Annotated in this window: 15 protein-coding genes; 12 read left to right on the forward strand and 3 right to left on the reverse strand. The window is 50.6% G+C overall.

From position 1 onward, the window contains the following. The first annotated feature begins 196 nt into the window (after positions 1-196). The 4 genes from AB3G37_RS21775 to AB3G37_RS21790 are packed head-to-tail and all read left to right on the forward strand — an operon-like array spanning position 197 to position 4102. Positions 197-1633, forward strand: a complete 1437-nt coding sequence (locus AB3G37_RS21775; protein ID WP_009634823.1) for a circularly permuted type 2 ATP-grasp protein — start codon at positions 197-199, stop codon at positions 1631-1633. After that, complete coding sequence (locus AB3G37_RS21780) at positions 1627-2553, forward strand: alpha-E domain-containing protein (protein WP_009634824.1); 927 nt, start codon at positions 1627-1629, stop codon at positions 2551-2553. Before AB3G37_RS21775 ends, AB3G37_RS21780 begins: the two co-directional genes overlap by 7 nt. After that, complete coding sequence (locus AB3G37_RS21785) at positions 2550-3344, forward strand: transglutaminase family protein (RefSeq protein WP_009634825.1); 795 nt, start codon at positions 2550-2552, stop codon at positions 3342-3344. The genes AB3G37_RS21780 and AB3G37_RS21785 overlap by 4 nt, the downstream gene beginning before the upstream one ends. Positions 3345-3373: 29 nt before the next feature. Beyond that, entirely contained in the window at positions 3374-4102 is a 729-nt protein-coding gene (locus AB3G37_RS21790) for a peptidase (RefSeq protein ID WP_369789070.1), read from the forward strand. 76 nt (positions 4103-4178) lie between these two features. On the opposite strand, the gene AB3G37_RS21795 is transcribed toward AB3G37_RS21790, so the two are convergent. The 3 genes from AB3G37_RS21795 to uxaC all read right to left on the reverse strand — a co-directional run bounded on the left by AB3G37_RS21795 (position 4179) and on the right by uxaC (position 7948). Further along, positions 4179-4760 carry a YgjV family protein gene (locus AB3G37_RS21795; protein ID WP_369789071.1) on the reverse strand — a complete coding sequence of 194 codons (582 nt, stop codon included), beginning with the start codon at positions 4758-4760 and terminating at the stop codon, positions 4179-4181. Between the two features lie 139 nt (positions 4761-4899). After that, on the reverse strand, positions 4900-6390 hold the full coding sequence (locus tag AB3G37_RS21800; protein ID WP_369789072.1) for a UxaA family hydrolase: 1491 nt from the start codon (positions 6388-6390) through the stop codon (positions 4900-4902). A 139-nt stretch (positions 6391-6529) separates the two neighbouring features. After that, on the reverse strand, positions 6530-7948 hold the full coding sequence (gene uxaC / locus AB3G37_RS21805) for a glucuronate isomerase (RefSeq protein ID WP_009634829.1): 1419 nt from the start codon (positions 7946-7948) through the stop codon (positions 6530-6532). Between the two features lie 435 nt (positions 7949-8383). Here uxaC and AB3G37_RS21810 point away from each other — a divergent pair, with 435 nt between their 5' ends. The 8 genes from AB3G37_RS21810 (at position 8384) to AB3G37_RS21845 (ending at position 13734) form a co-directional block, all read left to right on the forward strand. Next, positions 8384-9676, forward strand: coding sequence for an MFS transporter (locus AB3G37_RS21810; RefSeq protein WP_009634830.1), 1293 nt, complete (start codon positions 8384-8386; stop codon positions 9674-9676). A gap of 160 nt (positions 9677-9836) precedes the next feature. Then, positions 9837-10619, forward strand: coding sequence for a transcriptional regulator ExuR (gene exuR / locus AB3G37_RS21815; RefSeq protein ID WP_369789073.1), 783 nt, complete (start codon positions 9837-9839; stop codon positions 10617-10619). Positions 10620-10969: 350 nt separating this feature from the next. Continuing rightward, positions 10970-11650 carry a DedA family protein gene (locus AB3G37_RS21820; protein WP_009634832.1) on the forward strand — a complete coding sequence of 227 codons (681 nt, stop codon included), beginning with the start codon at positions 10970-10972 and terminating at the stop codon, positions 11648-11650. A gap of 28 nt (positions 11651-11678) precedes the next feature. Then, on the forward strand, positions 11679-12068 hold the full coding sequence (gene mzrA / locus AB3G37_RS21825; protein WP_369789074.1) for an EnvZ/OmpR regulon moderator MzrA: 390 nt from the start codon (positions 11679-11681) through the stop codon (positions 12066-12068). 168 nt (positions 12069-12236) lie between these two features. Next, a complete protein-coding gene (locus AB3G37_RS21830) occupies positions 12237-12614 on the forward strand; it encodes a DUF1090 domain-containing protein (protein ID WP_009634834.1) in 378 nt (125 codons plus the stop codon). 124 nt (positions 12615-12738) lie between these two features. Continuing rightward, positions 12739-13044 carry a YqjD family protein gene (locus AB3G37_RS21835; protein WP_369789075.1) on the forward strand — a complete coding sequence of 102 codons (306 nt, stop codon included), beginning with the start codon at positions 12739-12741 and terminating at the stop codon, positions 13042-13044. A gap of 4 nt (positions 13045-13048) precedes the next feature. Next, positions 13049-13456 carry a phage holin family protein gene (locus AB3G37_RS21840; protein ID WP_369789076.1) on the forward strand — a complete coding sequence of 136 codons (408 nt, stop codon included), beginning with the start codon at positions 13049-13051 and terminating at the stop codon, positions 13454-13456. Further along, on the forward strand, positions 13453-13734 hold the full coding sequence (locus AB3G37_RS21845) for a YqjK-like family protein (RefSeq protein ID WP_009634837.1): 282 nt from the start codon (positions 13453-13455) through the stop codon (positions 13732-13734). Before AB3G37_RS21840 ends, AB3G37_RS21845 begins: the two co-directional genes overlap by 4 nt. Positions 13735-13926 lie beyond the last annotated feature (192 nt).

Here is a 13926-nt window from a genome sequence, read left to right on the forward strand (position 1 = left end):
TTTTGATCATTTTTGCCGACACGGCGTCTTTTCTCGCACTGTAAAAGCGCGATCTCCCCACAAAAACAGCGTTTTTCCCGCGTTTATGCACGCTGGCACAGTTTATGCGTATTGATTAATGCCAAGGCAATCTTTTAGGCCAATTATAAGTTTTAGATATGAAAAAACCCTAGCCTGTTATGTCAGTGAGGTGATGATGATAAATATTGACCTTTCCGATTCACCCTTTTTTGATGAGATGTTAATGGCTGAAGGGCAACACCGCAGTCATTACGACGCCTACTGGCAATGGTTACAGCAGGCCGATCAACAGGCCGTACAGCGCAAAAAAGAGGAAGCCGCGCTGTTGTTTCATCGGGTGGGAATTACCTTTAACGTCTATGGAGACGATGACGGCGCTGAACGTCTAATCCCGTTTGACAGCGTGCCGCGCATCATTCCGGCCAAAGAATGGCAGATGCTCGACCGTGGTATTCGTCAGCGCGTGCAGGCACTCAACTGTTTCTTGCATGATATCTATCACGATCAAAAAATCCTTAAAGCGGGGCTGGTTCCGGCAGAGCAAGTTTTAGCAAACGAGCAATACCAACCTTGCATGCAGGGCGTTGATTTACATCGCGATACCTATGCCCACATTGCCGGAACCGACATGGTTCGCGGCGGTGACGGCGAGTATTACGTGCTGGAAGACAACCTTCGCACCCCGTCCGGCGTGTCTTACATGCTGGAAAACCGCAAAATGATGATGCGGCTTTATCCAGAACTGTTTAGCGAACAGCGCATTGCACCAGTGTCCCGTTACCCTTCCCATCTGTTGCAAACCTTGCGCGAAAGCACGCCAGTCAATGATCCTACCGTGGTGGTTTTGACGCCGGGTCGTTTTAACAGTGCCTATTTCGAACACAGTTTTCTGGCCCAGCAAATGGGCGTCGAGCTGGTCGAAAGCGTGGATCTTTTTGTTAAAGAAGGCGCAGTGTTTATGCGCACCACCGCCGGGCCGTGCAAAGTTGACGTGATTTATCGCCGCCTCGACGATGCATTCCTCGATCCGCTGGCCTTCCGCGCCGATTCTATGCTCGGCGTTCCCGGCCTGTTGTCGGTGTATCGCACCGGTAACGTGGTGCTGGCCAATGCGATTGGCACCGGCGTCGCCGATGACAAGTCGATCTATCCGTATGTGCCGGAGATGATCCGCTTCTATCTTTCGGAAGATCCGATCCTCAACAATGTGCCCACCTGGCAGTGCCGCAAAGAGAAAGATCTCTCTTACGTACTGGCCAATCTCGAAAAAATGGTGGTGAAAGAGGTTCACGGCGCAGGTGGCTACGGCATGCTGATTGGCCCGAAAGCTTCTCAGGCAGAGTTAGCGACTTTCCGCGAGCTGCTGCGCGCTCGTCCGCAAAACTATATTGCGCAGGACACGCTGGCGCTTTCCACTTGCCCAACTTTTGTTGAAGAAGGCCTCGCGCCGCGCCACATCGATTTGCGTCCCTTTGCCCTTACCGGTGCTGAAATTCGTCTGGTGCCGGGCGGCCTGACCCGCGTGGCGCTATCGCAAGGTTCACTGGTGGTAAACTCGTCTCAGGGTGGCGGCACCAAAGATACCTGGGTTTTGGAGGATGACGCATGCTAAGCAGAACAGCCAGTGAACTCTATTGGATGGCCCGTTATCTGGAGCGCGCCGAAAATATTGCCCGCCTGATGGATGTGACCAACAAGCTGTCGATGATGTCGATTCGCGACAGTAATCATGACCTGCTGGTGCCTTTGCTGCTGACCGGGACTGAAACCGTGTTTAATGAGACTTACCAGCAAGTCACCATGAACAATCTGCTGAATTTCTTCGCCCTCGACAGCACCAACCACAGCAGTATCTACAGCTGCATGCAGATGGCCTGGAACAACGCTCATGCGGTGCGCGGCAGCCTGTCTTCAGAAGTATGGGAGAGCATCAACGCCTCGTGGATCGAGATGAAAATTATCCGTCGTCAGGGTGTCGGTTCCTCCGGAGCAGACAGTTTCTTTGACTGGGTTAAAGAGCGCTCGCATCTGTTCCGTGGCGCGATGTTTGGCACTTTGCTTCGCAGCGACGCGCTGAATTTTATCCGCCTCGGCACCATGCTTGAGCGTGCGGACAGCACCGCCCGTCTGCTGGAAGCAAAAAATCAGCTGCTCGACGCTGATGAAGATCCGGTCCGTGAATATTACCGCATGGACACACTGTTGCGAGCGGTTAGCGCCCGTGAAGCCTTCCATACTTTGTATAAGCAGCAGATTAGCCGGGAAACCATTGCCGACCTGCTGATCCTGCGCCGCGAACTACCGCGATCGCTGCTTGCCTGCGTCGAAGTGATCACCGAACAGCTTGAATTAATTGGCGGATCTGCGGGCAATCTCCCGCGCCGCCGCGCCCATACCTTGCACGCCCAGTTGCGCTTTTCAACGCTGGCTGAAATTCAGGAAATTGGCCTCAGCGTCTGGCTCAACGACTTCCTCAGCCAAACCAGCGCGATTGCAGAAAGCGTTCATCAAACATATCTGGAGGCACAATGAAGCTTAACGTCAGCCACAAGACGCATTACACCTATGCGCAACAGGTTAAACGCAGTACCCAGTATTTGCGTCTGACCCCACAGAACTCCAGCCACCAGAAGATACTTTCCTGGGAATTGAGTCTGCCGGAATATGCCACCCGCACTATCGACGCTTACGGTAACGTGCTGCACGTCCTGACCCTCGATCAGCCGCACCAGGCGATCACCATTGAGGCCAACGGCGTGGTCGAAATTGAAGATAACGTCGAAGATGATAATTTTGGCATTCTTTCGCCGCTGGTTTTCCTGCGCACCAGCCCGCTGACTCACGCCGATGCGGCGATCCGCGATTTCGCCTCACGCTATTATCGCCCGCAGGCGCAGCATGAAAGCCTGTGCAAACTGATGGGCGAGTTGCTGCTGAAAATGCCTTACAGTCCCGGCACCACGACGGTAAAAGACAGCGCCGCGCAGGCGTTTGGTGCCGAGCAGGGAGTATGTCAGGATCACACTCACGTATTCCTGGCCTGCTGCCGCAGTCTGAACATTCCTGCGCGCTACGTCAGCGGTTATTTGTACAGCGAAGACAGCGAACATGTGGCGACTCACGCCTGGGCCGAGGCCTGGCTCGACGATCGTTGGCAGAGTTTTGATGTGACCAATAATACTTGCCAGCCCAATCAACATTTGAAACTGGCTATCGGTATAGATTATCTTGATGCCTGCCCGGTGCGCGGCATTCGGCTGGGGGGAGGATGCGAAGATATGCATACTATTGCAGCAGTGCAAATGCTCGATATCCCTCAATAACTTAACGTTGAATTAGATAGGTAACTGGTATGACTTACTGTGTGGCCATGCGATTGTCCTCTGGCCTGGTGTTTGTTTCGGACTCGCGAACCAATGCTGGAGTGGACCATATTTCCACCTTCCGCAAATTGCACGTGTTTCATCAGAGCGATGAACGCCTGCTGGTGATCCAGAGTGCCGGCAATTTGGCGACCACACAGAGCATTCTCAGCCTGTTGCACCGACGTTGCCTGGACCCGGATCGTCCAAATATGCTCAACGCAGAGTCAATGTATGATGCGGCGAGCCTGTTGGGCGAAACGGTGCGTGAGGTGATTGCTCGTGACAGCGGTGCAAATCAGGGCAGCATGACTGATTTTAGCTGCAACCTGCTGTTAGGCGGGCAGATTATGGGCGAAGGCATGCGCCTGTTCCATATTTATCCGCAAGGCAATTTTATTGAGGCAACGCACGACACGCCGTATTTTCAGGTGGGTGAAAGCAAGTACGGCAAGCCAATCATCGATCGGGTGCTGACTTATGATACCGAGTTGGATCAGGCGATGCAGTGCGCGTTAATCTCGATGGATTCGACCTTGCGCAGTAACCTGTCTGTGGGGTTGCCGCTTGATGTGATGATCTATCCAAAAGACAGTTTCAGCAAACAGCAGCAGCATCGCATCACCGAGGATCATCCCTATTTCCAGATGATCCGCAAAGGCTGGGGAGAAGGCTTGCTGAGTATTTTTGCCCAGTTGCCGTCGCTGAAACTTGATTAGCAGTTACCTGAAGCTATTTATAAAATAGCGGCCAGAATTGCAGCCTGAAATGGCCTCTATTGCAGAGGCCATTTTCTTAAACCGTTTCTGCCTGCCCTTCTTTCTGCTCAAGCTGCGCTTCTTTCTTTTCCAGCATTGTTTCGACGGCAAAAGGATCGATACCGCGCTGCTGCATTCTATAAAAACGAATAATATTGAAGCCGTTCATGATGAGAAAGCTGCCTTCAATCAGCGTGCCGCCAATCGATCCCAGCCAGATATTGTGAGCTACCCAACCGCAGGTTGAACACCACATAATACAGCGAGTTTTCATGCCACTGGTGCGAAAAAGCGCCCACGTGCTGGCCACTGTGCCAATCACCGGCAACAATTCCATGAGATGTTTGGCTTTGCCCAGCCCGAAAATCAGCGTCAAAGCGATGAAAACCAGCATTACCCATTGGCTGCGGGTACGCATAGCCAGCTGAGTGCGCACGGCGTTGAGCAGTGCTGTGCTACCCGCCGAGTTTGCCCCCATCAGCAGGAAATGAATGCCGATAATTGCGCTATAGGCTGAAAGCTGTTGCTTAAAGCGGCGATCGCTGCGGTTGAAAAACATGGTTATACCAACACAAAATGCCAGCAAACCAACGCCTTGAGCAAACCAGTAATACGTCATGCGGTGACATCCCCGAAATTCCCGTAAAAACCTTCTGTTTGAGTACCTATTCCGGGGACGTCAGGCAGAAAGCAGTGGCGCTTTGATTAACAAAACGCGGCATGATGCTACCTTTATTTAACAAATCGGACAATATCTCTCACAAAGTCACACCGCTTTTAAAAATCGCCAATTCGCGAAAATCATTCAGCTCATTTTTACTCGGCTGACCGTTGGCAATTGCGACGATCAAATCGACAAACTCCACGAGCAGCTGATCCATCGGCGTATCGTGGATCAGCGCCCCGGCATCAAAATCGATCCAGTGCGGCTTTTTGTTGGCCAGCTCGCTGTTCGTCGCCAGCTTAACCGTGGGCACGAATCCGCCGTATGGCGTGCCGCGACCCGTGCTAAACAGCACCATATGGCACCCTGCGCCCGCAAGCGCGCTGGTAGCCACCGCATCATTACCCGGCGCGCTCAACAAATTTAATCCGGGACGACTCAGTCGTTCACCGTATTTCAGCACGTCGACCACTTGGCTCTGCCCGGCTTTCTGCGTGCATCCCAGCGATTTTTCTTCCAGCGTGGTAATGCCGCCCGCCTTGTTGCCCGGCGACGGATTTTCATAAATAGGCTGCTGATGGGCTATGAAATAGCGTTTGAAATCATTAACCATATCAACGGTTTTGTCGAAAGTTGCACTGTCGCGGCAGCGGCTCATCAAAATACGTTCTGCACCAAACATTTCCGGAACTTCGGTTAACACCGAGGTGCCGCCATTGGAGATTACATAATCAGAAAAGCGGCCAAGCAGCGGGTTGGCGGTAATGCCGGACAAACCGTCCGAGCCGCCACACTCCAGCCCGAATTTTAGCTCGCTTAACTTGCCCGCAGAGCGTTTGTCCACCAACATCGCCTGATACAGCGCGTGCAGCAGCTCGACCCCGGCTTCGACTTCGTCGTCAAACTTCTGGCAAACCATAAAACTCACCCGCTGCTGATCAATTTCTCCCAGCGTTTCGCGAAATACGTCTACCTGATTGTTTTCGCAGCCCAATCCAATAACCAGTACCGCTCCGGCATTAGGATGACGCACCATGTTTTGCAGCATGATGCGGGTGTTTTCATGATCTTTTCCCAACTGGGAGCAGCCAAAAGGATGGGTAAACAGATGCACGCCGTCGATGCCTTCAGCTTGCGCTGTTTCTTTCAAAAATCGCTGTTGGATCATGCGCGCAATCCCGTTAACGCAGCCGACAGTTGGCACGATCCACAGTTCGTTGCGGATCCCCACCAGACCATTGTTGCGGCGATAAAGGGCAACCTCGCGATCCGCCATCTGCGGCGGGATCACGCTGAATTCCGGCTGGTATTGATACTGATCCAGATCGTTGAGATTGGTTTTGGCATTCTGCGAATGAATATATTCACCCGGCTGAATATTGCCAAGCGCATGACCAATTGGCAGTCCGTATTTAATGATATTTTGCCCACTGTCGATAAGACGCAGGGCAAACTTGTGCCCACGCGCCACCGGCTGTGGCAATTCAAACTGCAGCCCGCCTACGGTAATCTCTTCACCCTGAGCCAAATCGCGCAGCGCTACGGCAACGTTATCCGCGGCATGAATCTGAATGGTACTTTTCATAGATAACTTCTTACCCCTCTGCCGTAACCGCTGCGCAACGAGTTTGCTGCTGATTTATTGCTGCATCTGACGAGCGCTGCAAAACCTGATTTTGCATTGGCTGAATACCTCATCAGCCAATGATTGCCTTTGACCACTCTCAACCGCCGTGCAATTCAATCGCAAAATACTCTTTTGCATTGTCAAAACAGATGTTTTTAACCATTTCGCCCAACAGCTTGATGTCATCGGGCGCTTCTCCTTCAGCCACCCAGCGGCCAATCATCTGGCACAGGATGCGGCGGAAGTATTCATGGCGGGTATACGACAGGAAGCTGCGGCTGTCAGTGAGCATGCCAATAAAGCGGCTGAGCAGGCCCATATTTGCCAACTGCAACATTTGTCGTTGCATGCCATCTTTTTGATCGTTAAACCACCAGGCCGAGCCGTACTGCATCTTGCCGCGCACGCCTTCACCCTGGAAATTACCTGCCATGGTCGCCAGCACCTCGTTATCACGCGGATTTACGCCATAAAGGATGGTTTTTGGCAAACCGCCGTTGTTGCCCTGTGCTGCCAGCAAACGTGACAAAGGCTCGGCCAGCGGCTGGTCATTGATAGAATCGAAACCAACGTCGGGACCGAGAATATTTAGCATGCGCTGATTGTTATTACGCAGCGCGCCGATGTGATACTGCTGCGCCCAGTCACGGCGGTGATATTCAGAACCGAGGAACAGCAGCACCGCAGTACGGAATTGCGCAATTTCCTCTTTGTTTGGCAGCTTGCCGCTGAGGCGACGAGCCAGAATGGCGTCGAGCGTGGCTTCGTCAGCTTCGGCGTAAACCACTACGTCCAGCGCGTGATCTGAAACCTTGCAACCGTGCGCCGCAAAATGATCCATACGTTTCTTCAATGCATCGCACAGCGAGCTGAAACGCGAAATTTCCGTATCAGCCACCTGCGCCAGACGCTGCATGTAATCGTTAAAACCGGGAGCCTCGATATTGAAGGCTTTATCAGGCCGCCAGCTCGGCAATACCTTGATTTTGAATGAAGTATCATCGGCGATAGTTTTGTGATGCTCCAGAGAATCTATTGGATCATCAGTGGTACCGGCCATTTTGACATTCATCTGCTGCATGATCCCACGCGTGGTAAAGCGATCCTGCGCAAGGAGATCGTTGGTTTGATCCCAGATTTCATCAGCAGTGGCTGGCGAAAGTAGTTTACCGGTGATACCAAAAGGTCGGCGTAGCTCGAGATGGGTCCAGACATACAGCGGATTACCAATGGTATGCGGCACAGTCGCGGCCCAGGCATTGAATTTCTGCCGATCGCTAGCGTCGCCGGTACACATTGACTCAGGCACGCCGTTAGCTCGCATCGCCCGCCATTTGTAGTGATCGCCTTTCAGCCAGATGTCATACAAGTTTTTAAAATGATAGTTCTGAGCAATCTGCTCAGGAGGTAAATGGCAGTGGTAATCGAATATCGGTTGGTCTTTGGCGTACTCATCATAAAGACGGCGGGCAATTTCAGTATCAAGCAAGAAATTTTCCGGTAAAAACTGCGACATGTTGAATTCCTCTTCTTCCATTCCGATCTGATTAAAACCTGAGTAAGGTCTGATTATGATCTGATTGCGATCTGATTTTATGCATCTTAAGAAAAGTTATCACACCAATTAAATCTATCGTCCAGTGTTTATTTTAGCCACCAGTAAGCTAAAAAACCTAGCCAAGATCACATAAAACCCGCTAATAACCTGAATTTGTTTAGTTTGTCACATAAATCATTCTACCAATCATTATCCACACTATTTAAAAGTGATTTTGTGATATCACTCAAATTTTAAATCTGTATGACAAGTTATCTTGATTTCGCCCTGTGAGGATCAAGTTGTGATCGTTTGCCACAACGTTCTGCGGTTCATACGGCATGGTTGTCCCCGCAAAACAGGGGACCAGCAGACGTGAAATCCACTGCCTGATTCTTATTTGGAGAAAGTTGAATGCGTAAGATCAAAGGGTTACGTTGGTACATGATTGGACTCGTCACGGTCGGTACCATACTGGGTTATCTGACACGCAATGCCATTGCCGTTGCTGCCCCAACGCTGCAAAACCAGCTACACATCACCACACAACAGTATTCCTATATTATTGCCGCCTATTCTGCCTGCTATACCTTGATGCAACCTGTGGCGGGATACGTGCTCGACGTGATGGGCACTAAAGTGGGCTACGCGATGTTTGCCATTCTCTGGGCGCTGTTCTGTGCCGCGACAGCGTTAGCCAGCAGCTGGGGCGGGCTGGCGATCGCTCGTGGCGCAGTAGGTATGGCCGAAGCAGCGATGATCCCTGCCGGTCTCAAGGCTAGCAGCGAATGGTTCCCTGCCAGGGAGCGTTCGATTGCGGTGGGCTATTTTAACGTTGGTTCGTCGATTGGCGGGATGATCGCGCCACCGCTGGTGGTTTGGGCGATTGTCATGCACAGCTGGCAGATGGCCTTTGTGATTACTGGCGTGCTGAGCCTGATTTGGGCCGTATGCTGGCTGGTATTTTATAAGCATCCGAAAGATCAGCAAAAACTTGGTGAAGAAGAACGGGAATACATTCTTGGCGGCCAGGAAGCTCAGCATCAAACCACCAATCAGAAAAAGATGTCGGTCAGGGAAATTCTGCGCAACCGCCAGTTCTGGGGCATTGCACTACCCCGTTTTCTGGCAGAACCTGCCTGGGGAACCTTTAATGCCTGGATCCCGTTATTTATGTTCAAGGTCTATGGCTTTAATTTAAAAGAAATTGCAATGTTTGCCTGGATGCCCATGCTGTTTGCCGACCTCGGCTGCATCGTAGGCGGTTACCTGCCAACGCTGTTCCAGAAGTATTTCAAAGTTAACCTGATTGTTTCGCGCAAACTGGTGGTCACCATGGGTGCATTGCTGATGATTGGCCCCGGTTTGATTGGCCTGTTTACCAGCCCGTATGTAGCCATTGGCCTGCTGTGCATCGGTGGCTTCGCGCATCAGTCGCTTTCTGGTTCGCTCATCACTCTGTCTTCTGACGTGTTTGGCCGCAATGAGGTTGCGACTGCCAACGGCTTGACCGGTATGGCTGCCTGGACCGCAAGTACGCTATTTGCGCTGGTTGTCGGTGCGCTGGCTGATACCGTCGGCTTCAGCCCACTGTTTGCCGCGCTGTCTGTGTTCGACCTGCTGGGAGCGATCATTATCTGGACCGTGCTGCAAAACCGCTCCGCCGTTAACCCGGTTACTGCGCCAATGCATGCCGCCAAAGCTTAAATTTATCATTGCCCGTCTTAAATTCCTGAGCGAAACCTGAAGATCGCTATTCAAGACGGGCGCCCCCTTTCCACTGCTGCATCATTGCTCTTATACTGGTATAACAACTGATCAAATATCTTCTGATACCTGTAGCACCTCAACTAAAGAGCCTTTAATCATGGAACCGACTGAATCCAGACGTCTCTACCAACAACTTGCCGCGACGCTGAAAGATCGCGTCGAAAAAGGAGTTTATCCGGTCGGAGAAAAACTGCCCGCCGAACGGCTGATTTCAGAGGAAATGAGCGTCAGTCGTACTGTGGTGCGAGAAGCGATTATCATGCTCGAGGTCGAGGGTTATGTGGAGGTCAGGAAAGGTTCCGGCATCCACGTAATGTCCAACCATCAAAAAAACTTGCTGTTACCGGGATCCGATGGCGAATTTGATGCCGCCGGGCCTTTCGAATTACTGCAGGCCCGTCAACTGGTTGAAAGTAATATTGCCGAGTTCGCCGCGACTCAGGTAAACAAGCAGGACATCATGCGCCTAATGGAAATCCAGGAGCAGGCCAGGCTAGAAGACCGTTTTCGCGATTCGCAGTGGGATTTACAGTTTCATATTCAGGTCGCGCAATCGACGCAAAACAGCGCGCTGGCGGTGATCGTCGAAAAAATGTGGAGCCAGCGTTTGCACAATCCTTATTGGCGCAAGCTGCACGAGCATATCGATGAGGAATCGATTGAGAGCTGGTGCGAAGATCACGACCTGATCCTCAAGGCGCTAATCCGCCGAGATCCCAAAGCGGCCAAGCTGGCGATGTGGCAACATCTTGAAAATACCAAACAAATGCTGTTCCGCGCCACCAGCGATGACTTTGAATTTAATGTCGATCGCTACCTTTATACTGAGAATCCAGTGGTTGATCTCGATACGGCTGCATCAGGCCAAAACAAAGCATAATCCCCGCTTTTAGAACTCATGGCGGCACCAATCTGGGCCGCCTGCCTCATCCCGATTTTCTATAAAAAATGTCAAACGACTTCCAGTAATGTCAGCCAGTGTAAAAAGTCCTCTCAAAGTTAAACCAAAGGCCACTAAACGCATCAATGGGCTATTTCGGCGATTGATACTTTGTTACAGTTAGACCAGTTTTCTTACGGCCTCTTTGCTTAGGCAACATTTTCGAATCGCAGGCTGTGTGCATGATGCACAACGGGAAACTCACAATATCGGTAAGCGGTTGGCGTCGAGAAAATCTCTCCGCAAATTGTTCGCTCACCATTTGAAATCTATGGAGTTTCTCAGGACACATGGAAATTATCAGCTCACTTATGCATGCCCTTTGGCAACAGGATTACGAAACACTGGCCAATCCTTCGCTGATTTGGACTCTGTATATCGTGCTGTTCGTGATCATTTTTCTTGAAAATGGCCTGCTGCCTGCCGCGTTTTTACCCGGCGATAGCTTATTGATTCTGGTTGGCGTGCTGGTAGCAAAAGACGCGATGAGTTTTCCGCTGGTAATAGTGTTGCTTACAACAGCAGCCAGCCTGGGCTGCTGGCTGAGTTACGTTCAGGGCAAGTGGCTGGGCAATACGCGCGTAGTGCAAAGTTGGCTGGGGCATCTTCCAGTTCAATACCATGAGCGTGCGCACCAACTGTTTCACAAACACGGTTTGTCGGCGCTGTTGGTTGGCCGTTTTTTAGCTTTTGTACGGACATTATTACCAACGATTGCCGGAATATCCGGTCTTAGCAATGCCCGGTTCCAGTTTTTCAATTGGATTAGCGGGTTCTTGTGGATAGTTATTCTGACCAGCCTGGGCTATTTCATTGGTAAAACGCCGCTGTTCAGAAAGTATGAAGACCAGCTCATGCTGTGCCTGATGGTACTGCCTGTCTTGCTGTTGGTTATCGGCCTTGTTGGCTCAGTGATCGTGTTGTGGAAAAAGAAAAAGGCCGACCGAGTCGCCAAAGGAAAAAACGCATGAAATCGAATATTCCGGCAAGGTATGCAGTATGTTCAAGCTAACTTTTTCAAAGAAATATATTCTTTGGCCTCTGACTTTTGTGGTTCTGCTAATGTTGACCACGGTGGGCGTTATTGCTTTGCCAAAAATGCCTGTAAATGCCGAAGCCTTCAAGATTAGTCCAACCCAGCCTGGCGAAGATCTTCCCGATGGTTTCTCTCTTTATCAGGGACTTAGCCAGCGCGGCGTGGAAATCGAAAGTATCACTCCAGCCAACGGCAGCCTGGTAGTCAAACTGCACTCACCTCAGCAGGAGCATCTGGCTCGGGAAACACTCAAGTCCCTTCTGCATGGCGGTTATATCATTCAACCTTTCAGCCCTGCTCCATTGCATGACTGGGCCAGTAAAATCGCTCGTGATCAGCCAAAAATGGGCTAATCCTGCCTGACTTTTATTCAGAGTTTGCTTAATAGCTTTTCTATCGCGCCTCACTATAGTTACCTCATAGACATTAATCGTTCATCTGCCGAAGCTGCGCAGCGTGGATCTGATCGGCAAGGAAGAGGCGCTTCTTACGCCCTCATCAATAAAATAGGAAAGGGAATAATGAAAACATCATTAGCCGCATTGTTAATGTTACCGACTCTGGCGCTAGCTTCTACCGCCTATGCTGCCAAACCGGCGGAGACCTGCGCCACCAAACAGCAGGAAATTAAACAGCAGCTTGAATATGCCCACCAGCACAACAACAAAGATCAAATCGCCGGGCTGCAAAAAGCCTTGAATGAGAGTCAGGCTCACTGTACTGAAGCCGACCTGCAAAAGGATAAGCAGCAGAAAATTGCTGAAAAACAGGAAAAGGTTAACGAACGCACCCGAGAACTTAAAAAAGTACAGGCCGGCGGCAATAAAGAAAAAATTGCGAAACAGCAGAAGAAACTTGATGAGGCATTACACGAGTTGAATGAAGTTTCAACTCATTAGCAAAAAATTGTGCTTAAGCTGGCAGAATAATGCTTATGTCCAATACCAGAGAAATCGCATTTGCACTGTCATTAAAATCCGCTATGTTTAATATTCTTATCATAAAGTTATGGAGTGACGAATTATGGCTAGTAACTCAACGTCCGACAATCTGCGTGCTGAACTGAAATCATTGGCAGATACCCTTGAAGAAGTACTCCAGACCTCAACAGATAAGCCAAAAGCAGAGCTCGACAAACTGCGTAGCAAAGCAGAAGGCTTGCTGAAAGACACCCGCTCACGCCTGGGTGATACTGGTGAAAAAATTGCCAGCCAAACCAAAGAAATTGCCAGCAAAGCTGACGATTACGTTCACGACAAACCATGGACTGGCGTAGGTATTGGTGCTGCAGTCGGTGTTGTGATTGGCGTACTGTTAGCACGCCGTTAATCCTATGGCAGAAACTCCAAGAACAACTCCACAGGGACCGGGAAGAGGCATTCTCGACAGCGCTCAACGTATCGTGACTATTATGGTCGGGATGATTGAAACACGCCTGCGCCTGGTCGTCGTCGAGCTGGAAGAAGAGAAAGCAAACCTTTTCCAGCTGTTGTTGATGGCGTGTATCACCCTGATTTTCACCGCCTTTGGTTTGATGGGGCTGCTGGTTGTGCTATTTATCGCAATCGACCCGGCCCATCGTCTAATGGCAATGGCCGTATCAACGGCAGTTTTACTGTTGCTGGCAGTCATTTTAGGCGCCTGGACAATTGGTAAAGCCCGGCGTTCGACCTTGCTTAGCGCCTCGCGCAGGCAGTTGAAGATCGATCGCGCGTTACTGGAGAAGGAAGATCAGGAATGAGCAAACCGGCACCAGTAATTGAAAAAGCCAGGTTACTCCGCAAGATCGAGCGCGAACGCGCCGATCTTGCGATCGCAGCCGATCACTGGCTGGATTCCACCACAAAACTCGACCATGTGTGGGTCAAACTTTTTGACGCACGCAAATATTTGGTTGTTGCTTCCAGTGCGGCGGCAATTTACAGCATCCGACATCCTAGCCGTTTGATTCGCTGGTCCAAAAGGGCTTTTAGCATTTGGGGAACCGTTCGCCTGTTCCGTAAAACTTTCAGTAAGTAAAGGCTGCTCCCCGCAGCCTTTTTCCCTGTCTTCCCAGCTCCCCCTACCCCATTGTCCTGATGCTTTTAAATGTGCAGATTTTCCACAGAATGTTTTAGCCGAAAGATAACCTTTCTGAATTATTCCCCTTTGAAATTAATCAGTTAAAACCACATCATCATCAAAAAATTTTCTTTCATTGGAATTAATTCA

Origin of the sequence: Rouxiella sp. WC2420 (genome assembly GCF_041200025.1) — a bacterium.
Lineage (GTDB): Bacteria > Pseudomonadota > Gammaproteobacteria > Enterobacterales > Enterobacteriaceae > Rouxiella.

Coding starts and splice junctions, on each gene's coding strand:
- AB3G37_RS21790 (WP_369789070.1), top strand. CDS start 3,374: ATGACTTACTGTGTGGCCATGCGATTGTCCTCTGGCCTGGTGTTTGTT.
- AB3G37_RS21830 (WP_009634834.1), top strand. CDS start 12,237: ATGAAAACATCATTAGCCGCATTGTTAATGTTACCGACTCTGGCGCTA.
- AB3G37_RS21800 (WP_369789072.1), bottom strand. CDS start 6,390: ATGAAAAGTACCATTCAGATTCATGCCGCGGATAACGTTGCCGTAGCG.
- AB3G37_RS21820 (WP_009634832.1), top strand. CDS start 10,970: ATGGAAATTATCAGCTCACTTATGCATGCCCTTTGGCAACAGGATTAC.
- AB3G37_RS21840 (WP_369789076.1), top strand. CDS start 13,049: ATGGCAGAAACTCCAAGAACAACTCCACAGGGACCGGGAAGAGGCATT.
- AB3G37_RS21845 (WP_009634837.1), top strand. CDS start 13,453: ATGAGCAAACCGGCACCAGTAATTGAAAAAGCCAGGTTACTCCGCAAG.
- AB3G37_RS21785 (WP_009634825.1), top strand. CDS start 2,550: ATGAAGCTTAACGTCAGCCACAAGACGCATTACACCTATGCGCAACAG.
- AB3G37_RS21775 (WP_009634823.1), top strand. CDS start 197: ATGATAAATATTGACCTTTCCGATTCACCCTTTTTTGATGAGATGTTA.
- exuR (WP_369789073.1), top strand. CDS start 9,837: ATGGAACCGACTGAATCCAGACGTCTCTACCAACAACTTGCCGCGACG.
- AB3G37_RS21780 (WP_009634824.1), top strand. CDS start 1,627: ATGCTAAGCAGAACAGCCAGTGAACTCTATTGGATGGCCCGTTATCTG.
- AB3G37_RS21795 (WP_369789071.1), bottom strand. CDS start 4,760: ATGACGTATTACTGGTTTGCTCAAGGCGTTGGTTTGCTGGCATTTTGT.
- AB3G37_RS21835 (WP_369789075.1), top strand. CDS start 12,739: ATGGCTAGTAACTCAACGTCCGACAATCTGCGTGCTGAACTGAAATCA.
- mzrA (WP_369789074.1), top strand. CDS start 11,679: ATGTTCAAGCTAACTTTTTCAAAGAAATATATTCTTTGGCCTCTGACT.
- AB3G37_RS21810 (WP_009634830.1), top strand. CDS start 8,384: ATGCGTAAGATCAAAGGGTTACGTTGGTACATGATTGGACTCGTCACG.
- uxaC (WP_009634829.1), bottom strand. CDS start 7,948: ATGTCGCAGTTTTTACCGGAAAATTTCTTGCTTGATACTGAAATTGCC.